General features: G+C 43.3%; 18 protein-coding genes and 4 pseudogenes. 13 read left to right on the top strand and 9 right to left on the bottom strand.

The window, feature by feature from the left end; translation table 11 throughout:
• The first annotated feature begins 97 nt into the window (after positions 1-97).
• Positions 98-1,207 carry a threonine synthase gene (gene thrC / locus VL20_RS02925; RefSeq protein WP_052275558.1) on the top strand — a complete coding sequence of 370 codons (1,110 nt, stop codon included), beginning with the start codon at positions 98-100 and terminating at the stop codon, positions 1,205-1,207.
• Between the two features lie 30 nt (positions 1,208-1,237).
• On the opposite strand, the gene hisB is transcribed toward thrC, so the two are convergent.
• The 3 genes from hisB to VL20_RS02940 form a co-directional block, all read right to left on the bottom strand.
• Positions 1,238-1,867: an imidazoleglycerol-phosphate dehydratase HisB gene (gene hisB, locus VL20_RS02930; protein WP_002782099.1), complete on the bottom strand. Its 630-nt coding sequence runs from the start codon at positions 1,865-1,867 to the stop codon at positions 1,238-1,240.
• 374 nt (positions 1,868-2,241) lie between these two features.
• Entirely contained in the window at positions 2,242-3,756 is a 1,515-nt protein-coding gene (locus tag VL20_RS02935) for an energy transducer TonB (RefSeq protein WP_052275559.1), read from the bottom strand.
• A gap of 166 nt (positions 3,757-3,922) precedes the next feature.
• The gene (locus VL20_RS02940; protein WP_002796567.1) at positions 3,923-4,606 is read right to left on the bottom strand and encodes a hypothetical protein; all 684 of its coding nucleotides are present in this window, start codon (positions 4,604-4,606) and stop codon (positions 3,923-3,925) included.
• Between the two features lie 501 nt (positions 4,607-5,107).
• Between VL20_RS02940 and VL20_RS02955 the strand changes: the two genes are divergently transcribed.
• Positions 5,108-5,320: a chlorophyll a/b-binding protein gene (locus tag VL20_RS02955; protein ID WP_002756687.1), complete on the top strand. Its 213-nt coding sequence runs from the start codon at positions 5,108-5,110 to the stop codon at positions 5,318-5,320.
• Positions 5,321-5,378: 58 nt separating this feature from the next.
• On the opposite strand, the gene dapF is transcribed toward VL20_RS02955, so the two are convergent.
• Positions 5,379-6,224 (bottom strand): diaminopimelate epimerase, encoded by an 846-nt coding sequence (dapF, locus tag VL20_RS02960; protein ID WP_052275560.1) that lies wholly within the window; start codon positions 6,222-6,224, stop codon positions 5,379-5,381.
• Between the two features lie 61 nt (positions 6,225-6,285).
• On the opposite strand from dapF, the gene VL20_RS02965 reads away from it, so the two are divergent.
• The 8 genes and pseudogenes from VL20_RS02965 to VL20_RS02995 all read left to right on the top strand — a co-directional run bounded on the left by VL20_RS02965 (position 6,286) and on the right by VL20_RS02995 (position 12,879).
• Entirely contained in the window at positions 6,286-6,498 is a 213-nt protein-coding gene (locus VL20_RS02965) for an Hfq-related RNA-binding protein (RefSeq protein WP_002733331.1), read from the top strand.
• Between the two features lie 337 nt (positions 6,499-6,835).
• A pseudogene (locus VL20_RS02970) lies at positions 6,836-7,084 on the top strand (glycosyltransferase); the annotation flags it as partial.
• A 101-nt stretch (positions 7,085-7,185) separates the two neighbouring features.
• Positions 7,186-7,641, top strand: a complete 456-nt coding sequence (locus VL20_RS02975) for a GtrA family protein (protein ID WP_052275562.1) — start codon at positions 7,186-7,188, stop codon at positions 7,639-7,641.
• A 63-nt stretch (positions 7,642-7,704) separates the two neighbouring features.
• On the top strand, positions 7,705-8,346 hold the full coding sequence (locus tag VL20_RS02980; RefSeq protein WP_284525985.1) for a hypothetical protein: 642 nt from the start codon (positions 7,705-7,707) through the stop codon (positions 8,344-8,346).
• 177 nt (positions 8,347-8,523) lie between these two features.
• Positions 8,524-9,543, top strand: coding sequence for a hypothetical protein (locus tag VL20_RS02985; protein ID WP_284525986.1), 1,020 nt, complete (start codon positions 8,524-8,526; stop codon positions 9,541-9,543).
• A gap of 320 nt (positions 9,544-9,863) precedes the next feature.
• The gene (locus VL20_RS02990) at positions 9,864-11,036 is read left to right on the top strand and encodes a glycosyltransferase family 2 protein (RefSeq protein WP_052275563.1); all 1,173 of its coding nucleotides are present in this window, start codon (positions 9,864-9,866) and stop codon (positions 11,034-11,036) included.
• A 426-nt stretch (positions 11,037-11,462) separates the two neighbouring features.
• Positions 11,463-12,044 (top strand): annotated as a pseudogene (locus VL20_RS27005) (ISAs1 family transposase); the annotation flags it as partial.
• 133 nt (positions 12,045-12,177) lie between these two features.
• Entirely contained in the window at positions 12,178-12,879 is a 702-nt protein-coding gene (locus VL20_RS02995; protein ID WP_002756702.1) for a hypothetical protein, read from the top strand.
• A gap of 558 nt (positions 12,880-13,437) precedes the next feature.
• On the opposite strand, the pseudogene VL20_RS33545 reads toward VL20_RS02995, so the two are convergent.
• The 5 genes and pseudogenes from VL20_RS33545 to VL20_RS03015 form a co-directional block, all read right to left on the bottom strand.
• Positions 13,438-13,718 (bottom strand): annotated as a pseudogene (locus VL20_RS33545) (hypothetical protein).
• Positions 13,719-13,793: 75 nt separating this feature from the next.
• Positions 13,794-13,973 (bottom strand): annotated as a pseudogene (locus tag VL20_RS27010) (hypothetical protein); the annotation flags it as partial.
• Positions 13,974-13,990: 17 nt separating this feature from the next.
• A complete protein-coding gene (locus VL20_RS03005) occupies positions 13,991-15,538 on the bottom strand; it encodes a glycosyltransferase family 39 protein (RefSeq protein WP_052275564.1) in 1,548 nt (515 codons plus the stop codon).
• Positions 15,539-15,679: 141 nt separating this feature from the next.
• On the bottom strand, positions 15,680-15,961 hold the full coding sequence (locus tag VL20_RS03010; protein ID WP_052275565.1) for a hypothetical protein: 282 nt from the start codon (positions 15,959-15,961) through the stop codon (positions 15,680-15,682).
• Between the two features lie 75 nt (positions 15,962-16,036).
• Positions 16,037-18,502: an ATP-dependent Clp protease ATP-binding subunit gene (locus VL20_RS03015; protein ID WP_004160623.1), complete on the bottom strand. Its 2,466-nt coding sequence runs from the start codon at positions 18,500-18,502 to the stop codon at positions 16,037-16,039.
• Between the two features lie 481 nt (positions 18,503-18,983).
• Here VL20_RS03015 and VL20_RS03020 point away from each other — a divergent pair, with 481 nt between their 5' ends.
• Genes VL20_RS03020 through VL20_RS03030 form a run of 3 tightly spaced genes read left to right on the top strand, consistent with a single transcriptional unit; the run spans position 18,984 to position 19,817 of the window.
• Positions 18,984-19,262: a hypothetical protein gene (locus VL20_RS03020; RefSeq protein ID WP_052275566.1), complete on the top strand. Its 279-nt coding sequence runs from the start codon at positions 18,984-18,986 to the stop codon at positions 19,260-19,262.
• A gap of 37 nt (positions 19,263-19,299) precedes the next feature.
• Positions 19,300-19,524, top strand: coding sequence for an addiction module protein (locus VL20_RS03025; RefSeq protein ID WP_052275567.1), 225 nt, complete (start codon positions 19,300-19,302; stop codon positions 19,522-19,524).
• Positions 19,521-19,817, top strand: coding sequence for a type II toxin-antitoxin system RelE/ParE family toxin (locus tag VL20_RS03030; RefSeq protein WP_052275568.1), 297 nt, complete (start codon positions 19,521-19,523; stop codon positions 19,815-19,817). The genes VL20_RS03025 and VL20_RS03030 overlap by 4 nt, the downstream gene beginning before the upstream one ends.
• Positions 19,818-20,033: the final 216 nt, after the last annotated feature.

Here is a 20,033-nt window from a genome sequence, read left to right on the forward strand (position 1 = left end):
ATGAATCTGAATCGGGCGATCGAGATGAATTTTTTGGACTGCTTATTGGATAAAATAGGAAACTGGGCCATCTAATCAAATCTGTATCCTTAAGGCTATGACAATTATTTCTCGATCGATCCCCCAATCACCCACTAAATCCTCGTCTATCGGCGGCTGGCGCGGTTTGATCGAAGAATATCGCCAATTTCTGCCCGTAAGCAGTAAAACCCCTGTAATTACCCTCCTAGAAGGCAATACACCCCTGATCCCCGCCCCTTATCTCTCAGCACAAATCGGGCGCGATGTCAAGGTTTTTGTCAAATATGATGGTTTAAATCCCACCGGCAGCTTTAAAGACCGGGGCATGACCATGGCCATCTCGAAAGCTAAAGAAGAAGGGGCAAAAGCGGTGATTTGTGCCAGTACCGGCAACACCTCGGCGGCGGCGGCAGCCTATGCAAGAAGGGCGGGGATGCGGGCCTTTGTGATTATCCCCGACGGTTATGTGGCCTTAGGAAAATTAGCCCAAGCTTTATTGTACGGAGCGGAAGTCATCGCTATTAATGGCAACTTCGATGATGCCCTCAAGATTGTCCGCCAACTATCAGAAAATTATCCCGTAACTTTAGTCAATTCCGTCAATCCCTACCGTTTAGAGGGTCAAAAAACTGCTGCTTTCGAGATTGTCGATGTCTTGGGTAATGCTCCCGACTGGTTATGTATTCCCGTGGGTAATGCGGGCAATATTAGCGCCTATTGGATGGGATTCTGTCAGTATCACCAGATAGGCAAATGTGACCGACTGCCGAAGATGATGGGTTTTCAAGCTGCCGGGGCTGCCCCTTTTATCTCCAAACAACCGGTTGACCATCCCGAAACCCTAGCCACGGCTATCCGTATCGGCAACCCCGCTAACTGGGAAAAAGCCTGGGCTGCTAGTCACGCTAGTCAAGGGCAATTTCACGCGGTCAGCGATGAGGAAATATTGGCAGCCTATCGGATTTTAGGGGGCCAAGAGGGGGTTTTCTGTGAACCAGCCAGCGCCGCTTCTGTGGCAGGATTATTAAAAGTGCATCAACAGGTTCCCGATCGGGCCACCGTAGTGTGTGTTTTAACGGGAAATGGCCTAAAAGACCCAGATTCGGCGGTAAAACACAGCAATAATCAACTAAAATCTGGGATTGCGCCCGAATTAACCCAAGTGGCTCAAATTATGGGCTTCTAAGCTAACGTTAATTCGGGTTAAGCAGTGCTTCTATAAAACTCCCTTAGAACTGGGAATTATACCGGCGCGACGGGGATCGATCGCTATGGCCATACTCATCGCCCGGGCAAAAGCTTTAAAAGTAGCCTCAATAATATGATGGGAATTAATCCCGTCTAATTGACGAATATGTAGGGTCATTTGACTGTGATTGACCAAAGCAACAAAAAATTCCCGCACTAGCTGAGTATCGTAGGTTCCCACTCTTTGGGTGGGAATTTCTAGACCATAACTGAGGTGGGGACGACCGGAAAAATCGAGGGCAACCTGCACTAAAGCTTCATCGAGAGGGGCGACAAAATGCCCGAAACGGACGATCCCTTTTTTGTCCCCCAAAGCTTGCAGTAAAGCTTGTCCGAGGGTGATTCCCACGTCTTCATTGGTGTGATGGTCATCAATTTCTAGATCTCCAGTGGCACGCACATCGAGATCGATCGCAGCGTGGGAGGCGATTTGCTGCAACATATGATCGAGAAAGGGAATTCCTGTCTGGGCGCGACAATTGCCGCTACCATCAAGATCGATCGTCACCTGTACATCGGTTTCTTTGGTAGTACGACTAACGGAGGCGCGACGGCAAGGTGAGACAAAAGAATCGGGGATCTGGGAAGTGGAAATCATTTGCAGCAGTTATCTTAATGGTGAGATACGAAGTTTTCCTTTTCAGGAGACAGGAGACAGGAGACAGAAGACAAGAAACAACTATCCTACCCATAAAACCTAAGATTATGTCAAATTTATCCGAGCTTTTAGATATTTTGACCCGATAGCAGCTCGATAACTTACTTGTGCGGGGGGTCTAGAAAAGAACGTAGGTTGGGTTGAAGCATGAAACCCAACGCCCGCATGGGTTACGCTACCGCTAACCCATCCTACAAATAATTGTGTCTCCCTACTTAGCTTAACAAATTAGGTTTTAGATTCGGCCCTTGTAATCAGTAAACTTAAAACTCACATCTGATTACTGATAACTGATCACTGATAACTGAAAAGGCCTAACTTTCTGGTTCAGTTTTAGCTTCCGCCGGCGGACCGGGGGGCAAAGCTTCCTCGCCCAGGGGTTGAGGATTTTGGCTAGTGGGGGGACTAGCGGGGGAACCCTCCGGCTGATTGAGAGCGGGGGTTTGGGGAGGAGTTTCTGGGGCTTTTTGCTCGATTATCGCTTCTTTGGGCGGTTCTTGCTGGTTTTGGACTGGATTTGGTCCTGTGGTTTCGGGCGGCTTGACGTTATCCGGTTGGGGACTAACGGCGGGTTGTGGCGGTTGATTAGGACGAAGCGGGGTTTCAATTGCCGGCGTTACGGGGGGGGAGTTACGGGTATTGAGGTTACTACCCTCCGGTTTTGGGGGATTAGCGATCGCACCTCGGCACACTTCCGGGTTAGGGGCAAAACTGACTCGCACCTGATAGATTCTCGACTCACCACTGGGATTATTAAAACGAGTTGATCTCACTTCCCCAGCCGCCTGTTGATTGAAAATCGGGAAGCCAGCACTTTTAATTAACTGGGGTTCACTGCTGAGGCGGCCTTGGGCATCCACCGTTACCCCATAAACCGCCGTCCCCGCCAATTGACGGGAACAAGCCGTAGCGGGATAATTACCGGTCAAATTGACGGTAGTTATGCCTCTGCTGCCCTGATTGGGCTGATTTAGTTCATTTAAGGCGTTAGGATTAGTTTTTTGGACTCTGGCCAGCCAATCCACCTGATTTCTCATAGCATCCTCGTTACTGGTATTGCTTTTATCCGCCTCCAGGGAGCGCAAACGTTCCCGCATTTCCCACATTAATTGTTGACGACGCTGTTCATCTAGGGGCGATTGACCATTCGGCTCCGGTGTGCGGGCTAGGGAATTGTTTAATTGTTCCTGCGCCTGTTGCGATGCACTAAGGGGCGAATTTCGCAATCTATCTAAAGTTAGATTATCTTGGTAGGGATCGAAGTAAGGCCGCACCTGCTGGTTATTAGTCTCCCTAGGCAGATTATTATTGTCCGGCAGGGTGGGAACAGCAGGAGGACTGGGTAAACTGGGGGTAGAAGTGGGAAAATTGCGAGGAATCGGTAATCTACCCAGGGAGGGGATAGATGCCACGGGAGGAGAATAGATATTGACGGAGGGTAAAGAGGAGAGGGGAGGTAAAGCGGGTAAGGAAGGTAAGGGAGGAAGGGAAGAAACCGAGGGTAAAGGAGGTAAGGTGCTGTTATGGATGCCATCCATGGGGGGGAGAGGAGGCAAAGAGGAAGAGGACGAATTGGGGTTAGGCAGTTCCGGTAAGCTGGACAGGGAGGAGTCGAGACTGGGAAGACGTGACTGCTCTAGAGGGTTCAATTCAATCAGATTGACGTTGCGTAAATCCTTTTTTGGCTCCTGCGCTGGATTATTGAGGAAATTAGGTAAGATAATCGCTAAAATTAGGCCGTGAATACCAAGAGAAGCGGCGAACGAGAGATTATTAGAGTTAATTAGTTTATTTTCTTCGGTTTCTAGACCAAAATAGGAGGATGTCATAATGCTAGTTAATTGAGCAGAGCCTTGAGGGGAAAAGTTAACTCTATTTTAATCGTCAGGGCGATTTTTTTTCTTGAGGGCGGGGAATTAATTGGTGTCAGTACCCCACCACCCCACACCCCACACCCCACACCCTGCCACCACCGAAAAACTTTTTCAGCCAACCCTACTTATGCGGTGAGCGGGCCACAGCTTTTAATTTGGGATACAATTCCGAAGGGTCTAACAAAGGGATAAACTCATCGATTGCCGGTTTAAAATTAGCCGGAAAATTCTCCCTAGTTCCAGGACCGTTAGGCGATTTAGGCACTGATTCTAATTCAGGGAATTTGGGCGTTTCCGGGGTTAACTGCGAGAATAATTCCTCCACATTACTCATACCTTTGCGAGGATCATTAAAAAGAGAAGTTTCTAAGTTGAGTAAAGAATCTTTACTCGTAGCTACTGTGCCATTATTATCGGTTTTTCCCGCTTCTGGCTCTGGACAGGGCTGCTCAAGGGTGGGAGAAGGTATATTGATCTGTTCCCGTTTAGGGATAACTGCTGGTTTTTTGCCATCTAACTGGGAATCTAGCAAGTTTTTACAAACCAAGCGCTCGAATTCCCCCGTAAAATGAAAGGTAGGATGGCCGCGACGGTGCCAAATTTTGAGGATTTCCTCCACCGAAATGACTTTGTAACGTCCCTGATAGAGTGCCTCTAAAATCGCCATGCGAATCCAATTTAGCGAATAGATGGGCAACCAGCGCTCGATTAATTCTTGCGCTTTATATCCTCTCATTTCAAATCGATATTGGTTGAGTATAGTCGCTATCTGCATGAGGTTGATCTCTGGGCTAATCTCTGCCATAGAATTTACAAAAACAGTGAGCGCAATCGTTACGGCTACTAGGCACTCTATATATTAAGATTCTATTCAGGTTTTTCCTAGTGGTTTTTCCCTATTCTCCCCACACTTAACCCATTCGGCACATCTTCGCTCAAGGTCAGTTGACTCCCTACGTTCGGGTTCGCTTTCGGTGGCAATTTTTCCCCCGCTAACTCCTGCGCAGTTTAACGGCAGTCCTCTGGCGACCTTAAGATAGTTTTTGTTTTTCCCTTGACTATGGTGGCCAAGCATACACCTCTTTGTTACCACAACTTGGGTAATTTGTCAATAAAAAAGCAAAATTTCCTCAATAAACCCAGAGGAGATAGAACTATAGCACTACCCTGACAGCCCAGAACCTTGCCGTTGACTGAATACCCGATCGAGTTTTTCTGAGTCTCCAGAAATTTTTTGTTAAAATTTGCAACATAACTTAACAATATGTTACACTTCTTAACATAATCATCCAAAAGGAGCCTCCCCATGACTGCCCGCGGCTACACCACCGAAGAACAAGGAAGACTGAATAATTTTGCTGTTGAACCGAAAATGTACGTTGATAGTTCTAGCAGTCTCGGTTTTACCAAAAACGCTGAAAAATTGAATGGCAGACTGGCCATGATTGGCTTTGTCTCTCTTTTAGCCATTGAATTGTTAACCGGTAAAGGAATTATTGCTTGGATTACCAGTCTCTAAGAATTAACAATCCCGTCGCGCTGTTCGGGGAGTTCAGTCCCCGTCCATACGGGGTGGTTTAGATACCATAAATGCCCTCAAAAACAGCTTTAGCAGGACCTGTCATGTAAACCCGGTTATCGGTTTGAGACCAGTGAATCTGAAGACAACCACCGGGGAGTTCCACGGTACAACGGCGATCGCATTTGCCCGTCAACAGGGCTGCCACCACCACAGCACAAGCACCAGTGCCGCAAGCGAGAGTAATTCCCGCTCCTCTTTCCCAGACACGCATCTTCATATAATCCGGTGCGATTACCTCCACGAACTCCACATTAGTCCGTTGGGGAAAAACTGGATGATGCTCAAATTTTGGCCCGATAGTTTCTAGGGGAATAGAGGTCAGATCATCGACAAAAGTGACACAGTGGGGATTACCCATACTAACGCAAGTAACTAACCAATCTTTGCCCTCCACCTCTAGGGGAACCGCGAGGACTTTTTCAGACCCCTTGACTAAAGTGGTGGGGATTTCACTGCCTAGGAGTTGCGGCGGTCCCATATCGACCGTTACCTGTTCATTGGCTTCTAAACGGGGAATTATCGTTCCTGCTAGAGTATGAATGCGATAGGTGCGGCCAATGGTGTTGTTAGCCTCTAAACGGGCGATAAATTGGGCTAGACAGCGAATACCGTTACCACACATTTCCGGTTCCGAACCATCAGAGTTGAAAATTCTCATGGTATAGTCGGTTGCTGCTTGGCCGGGAAGCGCAAAAATCACGCCATCGGCACCGATGCCAAAATGTCGATCGCACATAGCCACGGCCATTTCCGCTGTGATCAGGGGTTCGGGACTGTGACGGTTATCTATCAAAATAAAATCATTGCCCAGGCCTTGATATTTGGTAAAGGGGATTTTCATGGTCAATAAAAGCTGCTCAACAGGAATAATAGAGGATGAACACCTCATCGATAAACTCATTATGTCTCAATTTGATCCTGGTCTGCCGAGTATTAAACAAGTACAGAGCTATATTCAAGAGAAACGGGAAGTAGAAATTAAGTTAAGCACCGATGATCTGCTCGTTGGTCGCATCCTTTGGCAAGATGCTAACTGTCTATACCTAGTCGATCACTACGATAAACCCACTTTAATTTGGCAACAGTCTCTAGTTTATTTAAGACCTAAAGCCTAGGAGGAAATTGGCGATATTTGTCCGTGGGATGCGTCCCGGACGCATCAAAAATTCAGTAGCAAGCAGATAGCTTTTGAGCAAATGTAAGGTCAGTTGGGGTTAAGGAGATTTGGCCATGAATTTTAGCAAATAATCAGGTGGGATGGCGAGGATAGCATCAGAATTTCAGTGGCTGGAAAATTTGGGTTAAATTGCCCAATCAAGAAAGTCAGAGAGTCCAGCAGAGCGATCGCCATCTAATTTCAGATATGGATTGCCGCTTGTCTGCTAACAATTCAGTCCACTGCTGTACATAACCTGTTATACTCTTGGGCAAAACGAATCCACCGCCATTGTTATGCTGGAAAATCAGGTCGGGGCAGATGCCGTCGCCAATGAGCAGATACCTACTCTAGAATTATCGATCATCATGCCCTGTCTCAACGAGGCGGAAACCCTTGCCACCTGTATCGGCAAAGCGCGAGATTATCTGGAACAACACAAAATTGCGGGAGAGGTGCTAATCGCCGATAATGGCAGTAGCGATGGTTCCCAAGAAATTGCCACTAATTCAGGGGCGCGGGTGGTTCCTATCCCAGAAAGGGGACTATGATTATGAGGGATTTGAATATATGAGGACAGTTTATCTCTATTCGATATAGTAGTTACTATCGTGTAAAACAAGTTATTGCCAAAGTAATCTAAATTATGATTAATGTACTTCAAAAGAGTTTTTACAAATTTTGTTCTTTACTATCTAGTCAACAATTTCGACGATTTTTTATTTTTGGTTTAACCTGTAATATTATTTATACTTTTTCCATATATTTATTAACTGAAAAAATCAAATTTCATTACATTGCATCGGTAGTTATTGCTCTAATTTATACAAGTTTTCTTGGGTTTTGCCTAAATAAGTTTTATACTTTTAATACAAGTATAAAAATGTTTTTCCCAGAATTGATAAAGTACTATAATGTCATGTTTTCTGGCTTATTAATTAACGTGGCTTGGATGTTTATTTTGGTAGAAGTATTTAAACTATGGTACATGGCATCGGTAGTAATTGTGAGTGCAGGTTTAATGTTTTATAATTTTTTCTTGCACAAACACTGGAGTTTTCGTGGTTTAAATAAGCATAAAAAAGACCCTAAGAGCAGATAGTTTTCCTTGTTATTAGTAGATCAATTTCCGCTTTATTGAATTTAGTTAAGTGCAGTAAATATTATGCCCAAAAAACAATTATTGACGAGAATATTTTGCGAAGATATAAACAAATTATTCTTTGCTTGTGGGATTTTATCAATTATCATTATTAAGTTTTTTTTAATCAGAAACAGTGAAGTTTTAGGGCATCCAAGAGATTCCTTGCTCTATACGTTAATGGCAGATCAGAATATTTGGTTTCCTACTAATAAAGCTAAGGCAATAATCGATTATATGCCAGGATATCCAATATTTATAATGTTTTCTAATTTTCTTAATTTTTCTCTAAGAATTAGTCATGAGATTTTTTACACTATCTCTAATATATTATTAGTTTTTAGTTTTAGATTACTAAAAATTCCTCGATATATCTGCTTAGTTATTTTTGCAATTTTAACTTTTCATATAACAACTTTTCTGTGGTTCAATACTATTTTAACTGAAACAATAGCCATTAGCTTATATCATATCCTTTTGGCTTTAACTGTCATAACTGTTATGTCAGAAAATTTAGCTAGGAAACTAATATTTTCCGTTCTTGGTGGATTGTGTTTAGGAATAATATTCATTACCCGTCCAGAGCAGATAGTGTTCTTGCTGAGTTACCTAGTTGTGGGAGCATCTCACCTTTGCAATAAGCATAAATACTTAGTAGAAAAATAGGCTTTTCGAGGGTAATTCTTGTTTTAATTCTCCATGTACGCGGTCTTTAAAAGCCTCTATTTCGTTCCAAGACACGATTAAGAGTGGCTTTTAGGCTAAGTATAATTACTCATCGCGTAAGTGAGATGCTCCCCTAGTTGCCTAGTTGTTTTTGTTATTCTTGTATTAAGGAATAGAATGAATATAGCAAGAGCTATTCGAGAAGCTTTGCCGATTTGTATTATTCCCATTGCTATAAGTTTATTAATTACTACAGTTTTTACTTTATTAAATGCTTTTTTTCTAGAATTACCAGCGTTATCCATTAGTAACTCATCGGCTTTCAAAGAAACTTTTTCCCAGATTCAGAGTATAGATGATGGTCAAAATATAGATGATTTTGAGTTTGTCAATATAAATCGCCAACAATTAAAAATGGCTTATCAAGTGAGTCCAACATTGAATCAAGTCAAACCTCTAATCGAAGAAGAATTAGCTAGGAGAATTACTAGACTCGGTGGAAAAGATACTACTAATATAGAAGTAGCAATTGATTGGGTGTACTGGTCAACAATAGAAGCAATTAGAAGAAGCAATTTAACAGAAGATAGGAGTATGTATCAAGTTTTTACTCAAATTAATTCTGAACTGCAAGAGGCATTTAACGATAAAAGAATTAACCAGAAAACTTTCTCTTTTGATGATATAGATATAGGATTTTGGCTAAACAAATTTCCTCATTCATTAACTGAAATGAGTGGATATTTATTTTTGCCACGAGTCAGTAGTAAGAAATTATTACAAAATACGGATGATCCTCGAGTAACCCCTGAAATGAGATCAATATTTAATCGAGTGGCACATCGTCGAACTTATCTAGTTAACCAACCAGATTTAAATAAAGACCTTATCTTCTATTTAAACCGGATCACTCCTTTAATTCAGATCATCAATATTCTTGGAATGATATCTTTTGTAATATTATTGGTCTATTACTTGGTTAAACCTGTTCACTCCCAACTTCTCAATCAATACACATTGATTATTTCTTTTGCCTTATCTATAATTTTACTCCGCTTATTTTTGTATATTGCAATTGATCTGGCATTTTTCCCTGCAGCTTCACGTTATTTATTCCCCAGTAATCCATTGCTATCGGCACTGTCAATTCTAAACTTATATGTTACAACTAAACTTTTAAGGTCATTTCGATTTTAAGCTTGATATAGCTAAGGTTTATGGCTGTGAAACCAAGATAAACTTCAGTTTTTAATTTTTCAGTATCATTTTCTCTGGGTTGCCGAATTTTTGCCCTAAGCCGTTCGTAATCTAAACCCCGTTGTTGGGATGCTGAAGGCCCTGTCTAGCTTAGATAGCTTCGGAAATCTGGATAATGAACACCCCAATCATTATAGGTTATTGGGGACAAAGACAAGCCAATCAATTAAGGCAGCACTATTGAGCAATCAAAAATCTGTTGTCACAAATGTCAATAATCCTGTTATACTCTTGAGCAAAACGACTCCACCGCCATTGTTATGCTGGAAAATCAGGTCAGGGCAGATGCCGCCTCTAAGGAGCAGATACCTACTCTAGAATTATCGATCATCATGCCCTGTCTCAACGAGGCGGAAACCCTGGCCACCTGTATCGGCAAAGCACGAGATTATCTGGAACAACACAAAATTGCGGGAGAGGTGCTAATCGCCGATAATGGCAGTAGCGACGGTTCCCAAGAAATTGCCACTAATTCAGGGGCGCGGGTGGTTCCCATCCCGGAAAGGGGTTATGGTAGCGCCCTGCGGGGGGGTATCGCCGCCGCCAAAGGTCAATACATTATTATGGGGGATGCCGATGATAGCTATGACTTTACCAATCTCTCGCCTTTCCTAGAAAAATTGCGACAGGGTTATGATTTGGTGATGGGCAATCGTTTTCAGGGGGGAATTAAACCCGGGGCGATGCCGGTATTGCATAAGTATCTGGGCAATCCTGTCTTGACTTGGTTAGGACGGTTATTTTTTGGCAGCCCCTGTGGTGATTTTCACTGTGGATTGCGCGGGTTTAGTAAACAGGCGATCGAACAATTGAACCTACGCACCACTGGCATGGAATTCGCCAGCGAGATGGTGGTGAAAGCATCCCTCTACGGTCTGAAAATTACCGAAGTACCAACCACTTTATCCCCTGACGGTCGCAGTCGTCCCCCCCACCTAAAAACTTGGCGCGATGGCTGGCGACATCTCCGATTTCTGTTAATGTATAGTCCTCGCTGGTTGTTTCTCTACCCCGGACTGGCTTTAATGTTTCTGGGATTTGTGGCGACGATTTGGTTTATGACCCAACCGAGAGTTCACACCCTTCTCTATTCAGCCACAGCTTTGATTATTGGCTTTCAAATCGTCAGTTTTGCCATCTTCACAAAAGCTTTTGCTATCAGCGAGGGTTTATTACCGGAAGACCGAAAATTAAGACGATTTTTGCGTTATATTAATCTGGAGGTGGGATTGATCATTGGCGTAATTTTATTGGTACTAGGTATGGGGGGTTCACTGTATGCTTTATATACTTGGAATGCTCGACTTTATGGGGCTTTAGATCCAGCCGTGACCATGCGGATTGTCATTCCTTCCGTAACCGCTCTAGCGTTGGGAGTACAGGTGGTTTTTTCCAGTTTCTTTTTAAGTGTTTTGGGATTGAAACGAAGATAAAAATAATTGTAACTGATTGTTATCGGCTTTATTGGGCTCTTCTGGTTTCTGTGTGGAAACTAGGTCTATACTGATAGAATATCCGCAAAATAGTCCTAAAAGTCTTTCCCAGTAAACATTTCACGATTCCATAAGCAAAAATTATCACACAAAGTCGAGAAGAGCCTTTATTGCTTCTAAACTTATATGTTACCCTTCAACTTTCGTATACTCAAAAATACCAAGAAATAGACAATCATCCTAGTTCTTATGGTATCCGTATTAAACAGGGTAAGCTCATCTAATTTAGCAGTTAAGTAGGTAGGCACAATTATTTGTAGGATGGGTTAGCGGTAGCGTAACCCATGCGGGCGTTGGGTTTCATGCTTCAACCCAACCTACGTTCATTTTATATTTAATTCCACCCACCTACTTAATCATATTCAAGCCAAAAAAGCTGACTACGTTGTCGCCCTTAAAGCTAATCATCCGACTCTTTATACTCAGGTCAAAAACTGGTTTGAGCAAGCTCAAGCACATCAATTTGATGGTATTCAATTTAGTTATGATTACCATCTGGAAAAAGGTCATCATCGCCTCGAAAAACGTTGGTGTTGGGCTGTACCCTTAGAAGCTTTCGGCGGTCTTTATCAACAGGCTCAATGGCAAGGAATTCAAAGTATTATCATAGTTAAACGAGTTCGTCATCCTGGTCATAAAACCACTTGTGAAGTCCAATTTTATCTCAGTTCTCTCCCTGCTGATGCTCAAAAAATAGGTAATGCTATTCGTAAACATTGGAGCATTGAAAATCAGGCTCATTGGATTTTAGATGTTACTTTTAATGAGGATCAATGTCGGATTCGCTCAGGCCACAGCCCTCGTAATTTTGCATTCTTGAGACGAGTAGCACTTAACGCTCTTAACCAAGAATCCACTTACCGACGTAGTCTGGCACAAAAAAGTCAACGGGCGGCCATGGATAATAACTATATGATGGCTGTGCTGAAAGCCTTTTGTCAAGCCTAATTGAGATGCTCTTACCCTGGGTGATTCTGGCAAGAGCATTTGTTCGCTTGACTTGCTGTTCTTACTTATTATACTATAACAGTCCTTGGGCTATCAATTTTTCGAGATACCCAACTATGTAAACAAATATATTATGAATCAAGGCATTGACTATTTTAATCGTGGACATTGGTTAACAGGGATTCAAGAACGCTTAAGTGTAGAAGCTCGCCGTAAGATGTTTGATTTAGCTATGAACAAACTCGATTTACGGGCAGGAGAAAGTATTATTGATATTGGTTCTACTCCAGATGTGGAGAGGATAGACAGTAACTGTATGATTCCCTGGTTTCATGAAGCAGGGTTAACTGTCGCCCTCTCTTCCCCAGAAGACATTTCTTCCCTGAGCCAAGTGTTTCCTTTTGCCAAAATTTTAAGCCCCAATGGATTTCATCGCCCAATTCTTGCTAAGGAGTGTGAGTTTGATGTAGCCACCTCTAGCGCAGTTTTAGAACATTGTGGTTCGACTCATTTACAGGTTGAACATATTCGAGAGTGTGCCAGAGTTGCTAGTAAAATATTCTTAACTACACCCAATCGTTGGCATTGGCTAGAATTTCATACTAAACTTCCCCTAATCCATTGGTTACCTAAATCTTGGCATCGGTTTCTATTAAATATAGTCGGGTTATCCTTCTGGGCTAAGGAAGATAATTTAAACCTACTGGGTAGAGCCGAATTATTAAACTTAGCTAAACAAGCTTTAGGAGACAATTTCAGTATTAGAGTCGAAACCATCTGGGCGCTGGGAATGCCTTCCAATTTAGTATTATTAGCTAGACGTATTAATGACTAATACAGGGTAAGCGCATCTTAACAATCCTTGACAAAATGAACTTTATGTGAGTTGCTTACCCAGAGGTACATTCAGGCATATTTGAGGAGAATTTGCCATCTCAATTGTTAAGCAAAAATCGACCCAATGTTAAGATTTCGTAACTATTCTGATTGACTGGTATCACTTGAAATGCCCACACAGCAAGCAGATCACAAAAGTGGCTAATTATCAATAGCGTTTGAGATGCGCTCACCCTGGTATTAAATGTAAAATACTTGGATAAAACGTCAAGGTAGTTATGCAGACAAAGAACTCGTATTTTTTAGATTTAACTCCTCTAAGAGAATTGATGCTTTCCAGAACCTTCTGGTTCAGTCTCAGCATCGTATTCTCTATTTTGTACAGTATCTTATTCTTACAAATCGCTTTCGGTAGCGAGTACAGCATTCAGGATGACGCACGCCTTAGTATTGTTGACTTCCAGGAAAGAATAGGGCTGACTGGCTAAGGTAAAATTAGGGTTTCGGCTTATCCTGAACTCAGGTTAGTTATGACATGGCAATTCTACAAAACCGCCTAATTTGATAGCTTTTTACGATCTTCTGATCTGCCGCTTCTAGGCTGGTAATTGCGGTTTCTGCCGTCAAAATGTCAGGAATATCAGTTAAACTGGCAGTTTGATCAACCTGTTCATTTCTAGCAAATAAATTGCTCATATCTTGAGAATAATTAGAAGCGATCGATAATAAAGCTCCAGCAAAAATATAGAGAGGTAAAGGTAAAATAAACCCCTTGGCTCACTGATAAAATTCCACCAACAAAAATAACAAAACACAACCCACAATCCAGACTTTCATCGCACTTTTTCCCTATTTTTACGAGAAAAGGTGAGCAAAAAGCCCCCCCTGTATTTAACTAATTCCAGTGAGAATTTATTCAATCACGGGAGCGATTAACTCGCGTCTTTCCCCCGAAATAACTTTCACCTTACCTTCCTCATCGATATCGACCATGGCCGTATCCCCATCAGAAACCCGTCCGGAGAGAATTTCCTCAGCCAGAACATCTTCCAACAGACGCATAATCGCACGACGTAAGGGACAAGCAAGGTATTAAGTTTCCATCACTACTACCCAATCACTAGGAAAAGTAGAGTGCTGATCAAAGCTGTGATCAAGAGGAATCCCCAAATTTTCCAGAGCAATCCTTGCGCTTTGTTGGATTTAAGGGGCCAGAAATACACCCTACTGGCGAGATCCGACTTACTGTACTTTCTACCGGCGAGAGCGGACTTACTGTACTTTTCCTCAGTTAAGCAACTTTGGGATCGAGAAAGACCAATTAAACAACTAACACTGTCGATACGTTCAGCTAAACGAAACCTCAAAAAACTTTTTGGTTCTGCAAAGATGACCACACCACTATTTACACTAGGGTCAAAGACAAGAGAAGTAAATTGAACCAAAATGGAAAGAACAACCAAGCTGCTAATTAACCATCGTTTGAGCCGATTAACCGATAACATCTCTAAGATTAGCAAAGCTATTAAGGGGAGAAGTAGTAGCTGAACTGAGGTAACGTGATAACGAGCAGCCCAAGAACCATCTCCATGCCAGAAATCCAGTTTGCTGGTTAAGATAATATGAAAGACAAGTGCAAAAATTGAGGAAATAAAATATATTCGTATATAAGGTGTTAATTTGTTAAATAAAATAATCCCCAATACTAAACACGGTAAAAGAAAGGGGTCGTAAATAAATATACTTTTAGCTGGCGAGAAGAGAACGCCAAGAATACCAACGTAGGGAGGGTGTATGAGAGGATAATTAGGGGGGAATTCTGGCAACCCTGAAAAGATTGCTCCATTGTGGATTTGCTCCATGAGTAAGGATGTTCCCGTTGTCCAAAAATCCCCAAAGCGTAAGTAATTAAATAATCTACTCATAAAAAAGAAGGGAAATAAGCCGAAGTTCCAGAGTATGGCCGTCTTAAAGATTTGATTCAGCTTGAAATTTTTATAAATTAGACAGCTAATTAGAAAACCAAAAACTGTGAGAGCATAAATGATAGTTGTCGAGCGAATGATAATAGCCGCTCCGATTGCCAATCCACTCAAAAAAACATAGGGTACTTTGTTAGTTTTAATATAAGCCAAAGCACAAGCATAACCTAAAATCACACAAAGTAGGACTGGATTATTTTGTTGAAAAGTTTGTGCATAGTGGAGAACGGTAGTACCTAGCAACCAAATCAAGCTGGCAGATGCCGCAATTTTCTCCTGAAAATCAAATAGTCTAAGTAACCAATAACAAGAGAGAACAACTAATACATTTAGGGGTATAACTACAAGAAAACTAACCGCAAATTCTCGTAATAAGTAAGGCTTAATACTAGGAAAAACTTTAGAGAGTTGAGTGCCAATCCAATCTGCGGGCAACATTAATAAAGATTGTCCCATATCATAATGTTCATATCGTTTTCCATCTACTCCTAAAACACCAACATGGTCTAATCGAGAGGAAGGACGATAATTTGGGGGTAAAGAAACTTCTTCAGTTCCCGTCCACAGGGCATGGGCCATTCTTAGCCTAACATCGGTATCTGGAGGTACGTTGGCAGGATTGATTATTGTTATCCAGAGTAGGGCAATAAGAGCTAATTTTGTGACTGTTTTCATGATCATCTATTCTTAGAAGCTGTTTGAAAAGTTATAGGGCGTTGCTGATTTTAAGTATCAATTGTCCTCTCGGCAATTTTTAAAACCTAGCAGTAAGGTAACTTGTGGATAGGAGGCACAATTTAGTCTTCATGTCTTGATTCAGCGACACCGCTTTTTACTATCCTCCGCTGCTGCCGCTTCTAGGCTGGTAATTGCGGTTTCTGCCGTCAAAATGTCAGGAATATCACTTAAACTAGCAGTTTGATAAACCTGTTCATTTCTAGCAAATAAATTGCTCATATCTTGAGAATAATTAGAAGCGATCGATAATAAAGCTCCGGCAAAAATATAGATAGGTAAAGGCAAAATAAACCCCTTCGCCCACTGATAAAATTCTACCAACAAAAATAACAAAACACAACCCACAACCCAGACTTTCATCGCACTTTTTCCCTATTTTTACGAGAAAAGGTGAGCAAAAAGCCCACCCTTTATTTAACTAATTCCAGTGAGAAGTTATTCAATCACGGGAGCGATTAACTCACGTCTTTCCCCCGAAATTACTTTCACCTTACCTTCCTCATCGATATCGACCATGGCCGTATCCCCATCAGAAACCCGTCCGGAGAGAATTTCCTCAGCCAGAACATCTTCCAACAGACGCATAATCGCACGACGTAAGGGACGAGCGCCGTAGGCCGGATTATAACCCTCCTCGATCAAGCGTTCTTTAAACTTATCGGTGACAGACAAAGTAATATTTTGTTCTGTCAGACGTTTAAACACATCCTTGAGCAGGATTTCGGCGATTTCCTTGACTTCTTCCTTATTGAGTTGACGGAAGACAATAATCTCATCAAGACGGTTGAGGAATTCAGGGCGGAAATACTGTTTTAATTCCTCATTAACCAGCGATCGAATGCGATTATACTGGGCCTCGGCTTGATTATCGGCAAACTCGAAACCTAAACCACCGCCACCCTTCTCGATCACTTTAGAACCGATGTTCGAGGTCATGATCAACAGGGTATTTTTAAAGTCCACCGTGCGACCTTTGGCATCGGTCAAACGTCCATCTTCAAGGATTTGCAGAAGCATATTGAAGACATCGGGGTGAGCTTTTTCGATTTCGTCGAATAGCACCACCGTATAAGGACGACGACGCACCGCTTCCGTTAATTGTCCCCCTTCGTTGTAACCAACGTAACCCGGAGGCGAACCGATTAACTTAGAAACCGTGTGCCGTTCCATGTATTCCGACATATCGAGACGGATCATCGCATCTTCGGAACCAAAGAAATAAGCGGCCAGAGCTTTAGTTAACTCGGTTTTACCTACCCCCGTCGGACCGGAGAAGATAAAGGAAGCAATGGGACGGTTGGGATTTTTTAGACCGACGCGAGCGCGACGAATGGCGCGGGACACCGCTTTTACTGCGTCCTCTTGACCGATGAGACGCTGATGCAGGGTATCTTCCATGTGCAGCAGTTTCTCGGATTCGGTTTCGGTCAGTTTGTTGACGGGAACCCCAGTCCAAGAAGCGACGATGTGAGCGATTTCCTCGGCATCCACAAAGGGTTCATCGTTGCCATCTTCGCCTTTTTTGGTGGAAGCGAGATTCCGGATCTGGGTTTTGATTTCCATTTCCCGATCGCGCAATTCCCCGGCTTTCTCGAAGTCTTGACCGCGCACCGCATCATCTTTTTGTTTGAGAATTTGCCGCAGTTCTTTATCTAATTCCTTGGCTGCTGGGGGCAATTGGGAATTAATCAAGCGCACTCTCGAACCAGCTTCATCGATTAAATCGATCGCTTTGTCCGGTAAGAAGCGATCGCTAATGTAGCGATCGGACAATTTCGCCGCCGCTTCTAGTGCTTCGTCTAAGATTTTTAATTTGTGGTGCTGTTCGTAGCGTTCCCGGAGACCGTAGAGAATTTCGATCGTTTCTTCTACGGAGGGTTCACCGACCATAACCGGTTGAAAACGTCTTTCTAGAGCCGCATCCCGTTCGATATGTTTGCGATACTCATCCAAGGTCGTCGCCCCGATACATTGCAGTTCTCCCCGGGCCAAAGCCGGTTTGAGAATATTGGCCGCATCGATCGCCCCTTCGGCAGCCCCAGCACCGATGAGAGTGTGAACCTCATCGATCACAAGGATGACGTTACCCGCTTGGCGAATTTCGTCCATGATTTTTTTGAGGCGTTCCTCAAATTCGCCGCGATACTTGGTTCCCGCCACTAACAAGCCGATATCGAGGGTGACAACCCGTTTTTCTTCGAGAATGTCGGGAATATCCTTGTTAGCGATGCGTTGGGCCAATCCTTCTGCGATCGCTGTTTTACCTACCCCCGGTTCCCCGATCAGGACTGGGTTATTTTTGGTACGACGACCGAGAATTTGGATAACGCGCTCGATTTCCTTTTGTCGGCCGACCACGGGATCGAGTTTACCCTCGCTGGCCATTTGGGTGAGATTGGAACCGAATTCATCAAGAGTGGGGGTTTTAGTGCGACCTTGGGAAGATGAACCGGCGGCCACTTCGGCGGTTTCCCCTAACATTCTGATCACCTGGGTGCGAACTTTTGAGAGATCCACCCCGAGATTTTCCAGAACCCTAGCGGCCACACCTTCCCCTTCGCGAATTAGTCCTAAAAGGAGGTGTTCTGTGCCAATATAGTTATGGCCCAGTTGACGGGCTTCTTCGAGGGAGAGTTCTAAAACTCGTTTGGCTCTGGGGGTGAAGGGAATTTCCACGGCTACGAATCCGGAACCGCGACCGATGATTTTCTCCACCTCCACGCGCGCATCTTTGAGATTGACACCCATGGACTTGAGGACTTTGGCGGCAACTCCCGTTCCCTCTCCAATTAGTCCTAGTAAAATCTGCTCTGTTCCCACGAAGTTATGGCCAAGGCGGCGGGCTTCTTCTTGGGCGAGCATGATTACTTTAATGGCTTTTTCCGTAAATCTTTCAAACATAGCCTATCCATCACCTACACAAGCGACCCTAGATATGCTGATTTTAGCACGGCTTTTTAGTTTAGCTGTCTCTCAGTGATCAGTTATTGGGGAGCGGCTATTAGTTATAGTGGTTATAGGGCTGAAGATTTTTTCTGGGGTCAATCGGTCTCAGCTGACTTGCGGAGATGCCCGGAATCTCCCGGATTATGGTTTTGGTCCCCTGGAAACCTGCCGATAAGTTGTTCACCGTTGCATAATCCCCTAGGGTCGTGGTCATCCCCATCTCTCGATCGCTTGACTATTGATCGCCCATTTTCAGGTCAAAACTCGAAGTATAAGCAGATTAAATATTACTACCTATTGACAAATTAGTATTTTATGTTACAGAGCGGGGTGATATGCAGAAAGTTGACCCATATCGTTACTCTGGAGAGTGTTGTGCCGAAAGTTGACCTATAATATATAGTTAGGTCGCTTAGTATTTGAGTCATCAATATGTATGCCTAAACTAACGCTTCAAGTCCGAACCCATGACAACTTGTTAGAACTACTCGCTCAATCTGAATCGGGAGCTTGGGTTATCGCGGAAGAGAAAGTTGAGAAAATCACCCATGTCCAAGTCGTGAATTTTGACGGGATGCAAATGATTGAGGCTATCTTTGACCGAAATGCCAGCTACAGAAGAGATGATGGCAGGCTAGTGATCAAATTTCTAGACGGGCACATCGTTAATTGCAATGTGTCGTTTGACGGACAAAACCCTGTTCGCTATATTTGAGGAAGTTCTATCGAATGTCTCACCTTGAGGTTTCTGTATGGATATCGCGGCTACACTAAATGAAATTACAACTTTAAGTGTTGAGGATAGAATCCTTCTGGTTCAAGCGATTTGGGAAAGTATTGCAGTCGAACAGGTGTATCCTGATTTAACCGAGGCGCAAAAACACGAACTCGATCAGCGGATTGAGGGTCATAATAATGATCCCGATAACGTCCTCACCTGGGAAGAGATGAAAGCATCAGTCAGAAAGCAAGCATGAAGTATGTACTGGTATTTCGTCCAGAAGTCCGTGACGACCTCAGCGATGCCTATGATTGGTATGAGAGTCAACAAGCTGGTTTGGGTGATGAATTTATTGATTGTGTAGATGACTTACTCAATCAGATCGGCATGATGCCAGAGTCTTATGCAATCGTTTATCTGGACATTCGACGAGCAGTCATCAGACGATTCCCATATGCTGTCTACTATCGAGTGATTTCAAGTCGGGTCGTTGTGACCGCAATTTTTCATGGTCGGCGTGATCCAAAGTCATGGCGATCGCGAACCTAACAACCCCAATGCACCGGACCATTGAGGTTATTGGTTAGTGCGATGCCGAAGGCACTGCGTAGCAGGGCGCATCGCTTCGTGGGTTGGGTTGAGCGAAACAATACTGGGGCAAAAATAGCTCAATTCGCTTGAAAAAGCGCAACCCAACCACCCCAAAGGTTACTCTTTGTTGGGTTTCCTTGGGTTAACCCAACCTAAAATAATTGCTGCTCTATC

This window comes from Microcystis panniformis FACHB-1757 (genome assembly GCF_001264245.1).
GTDB lineage: Bacteria > Cyanobacteriota > Cyanobacteriia > Cyanobacteriales > Microcystaceae > Microcystis > Microcystis panniformis.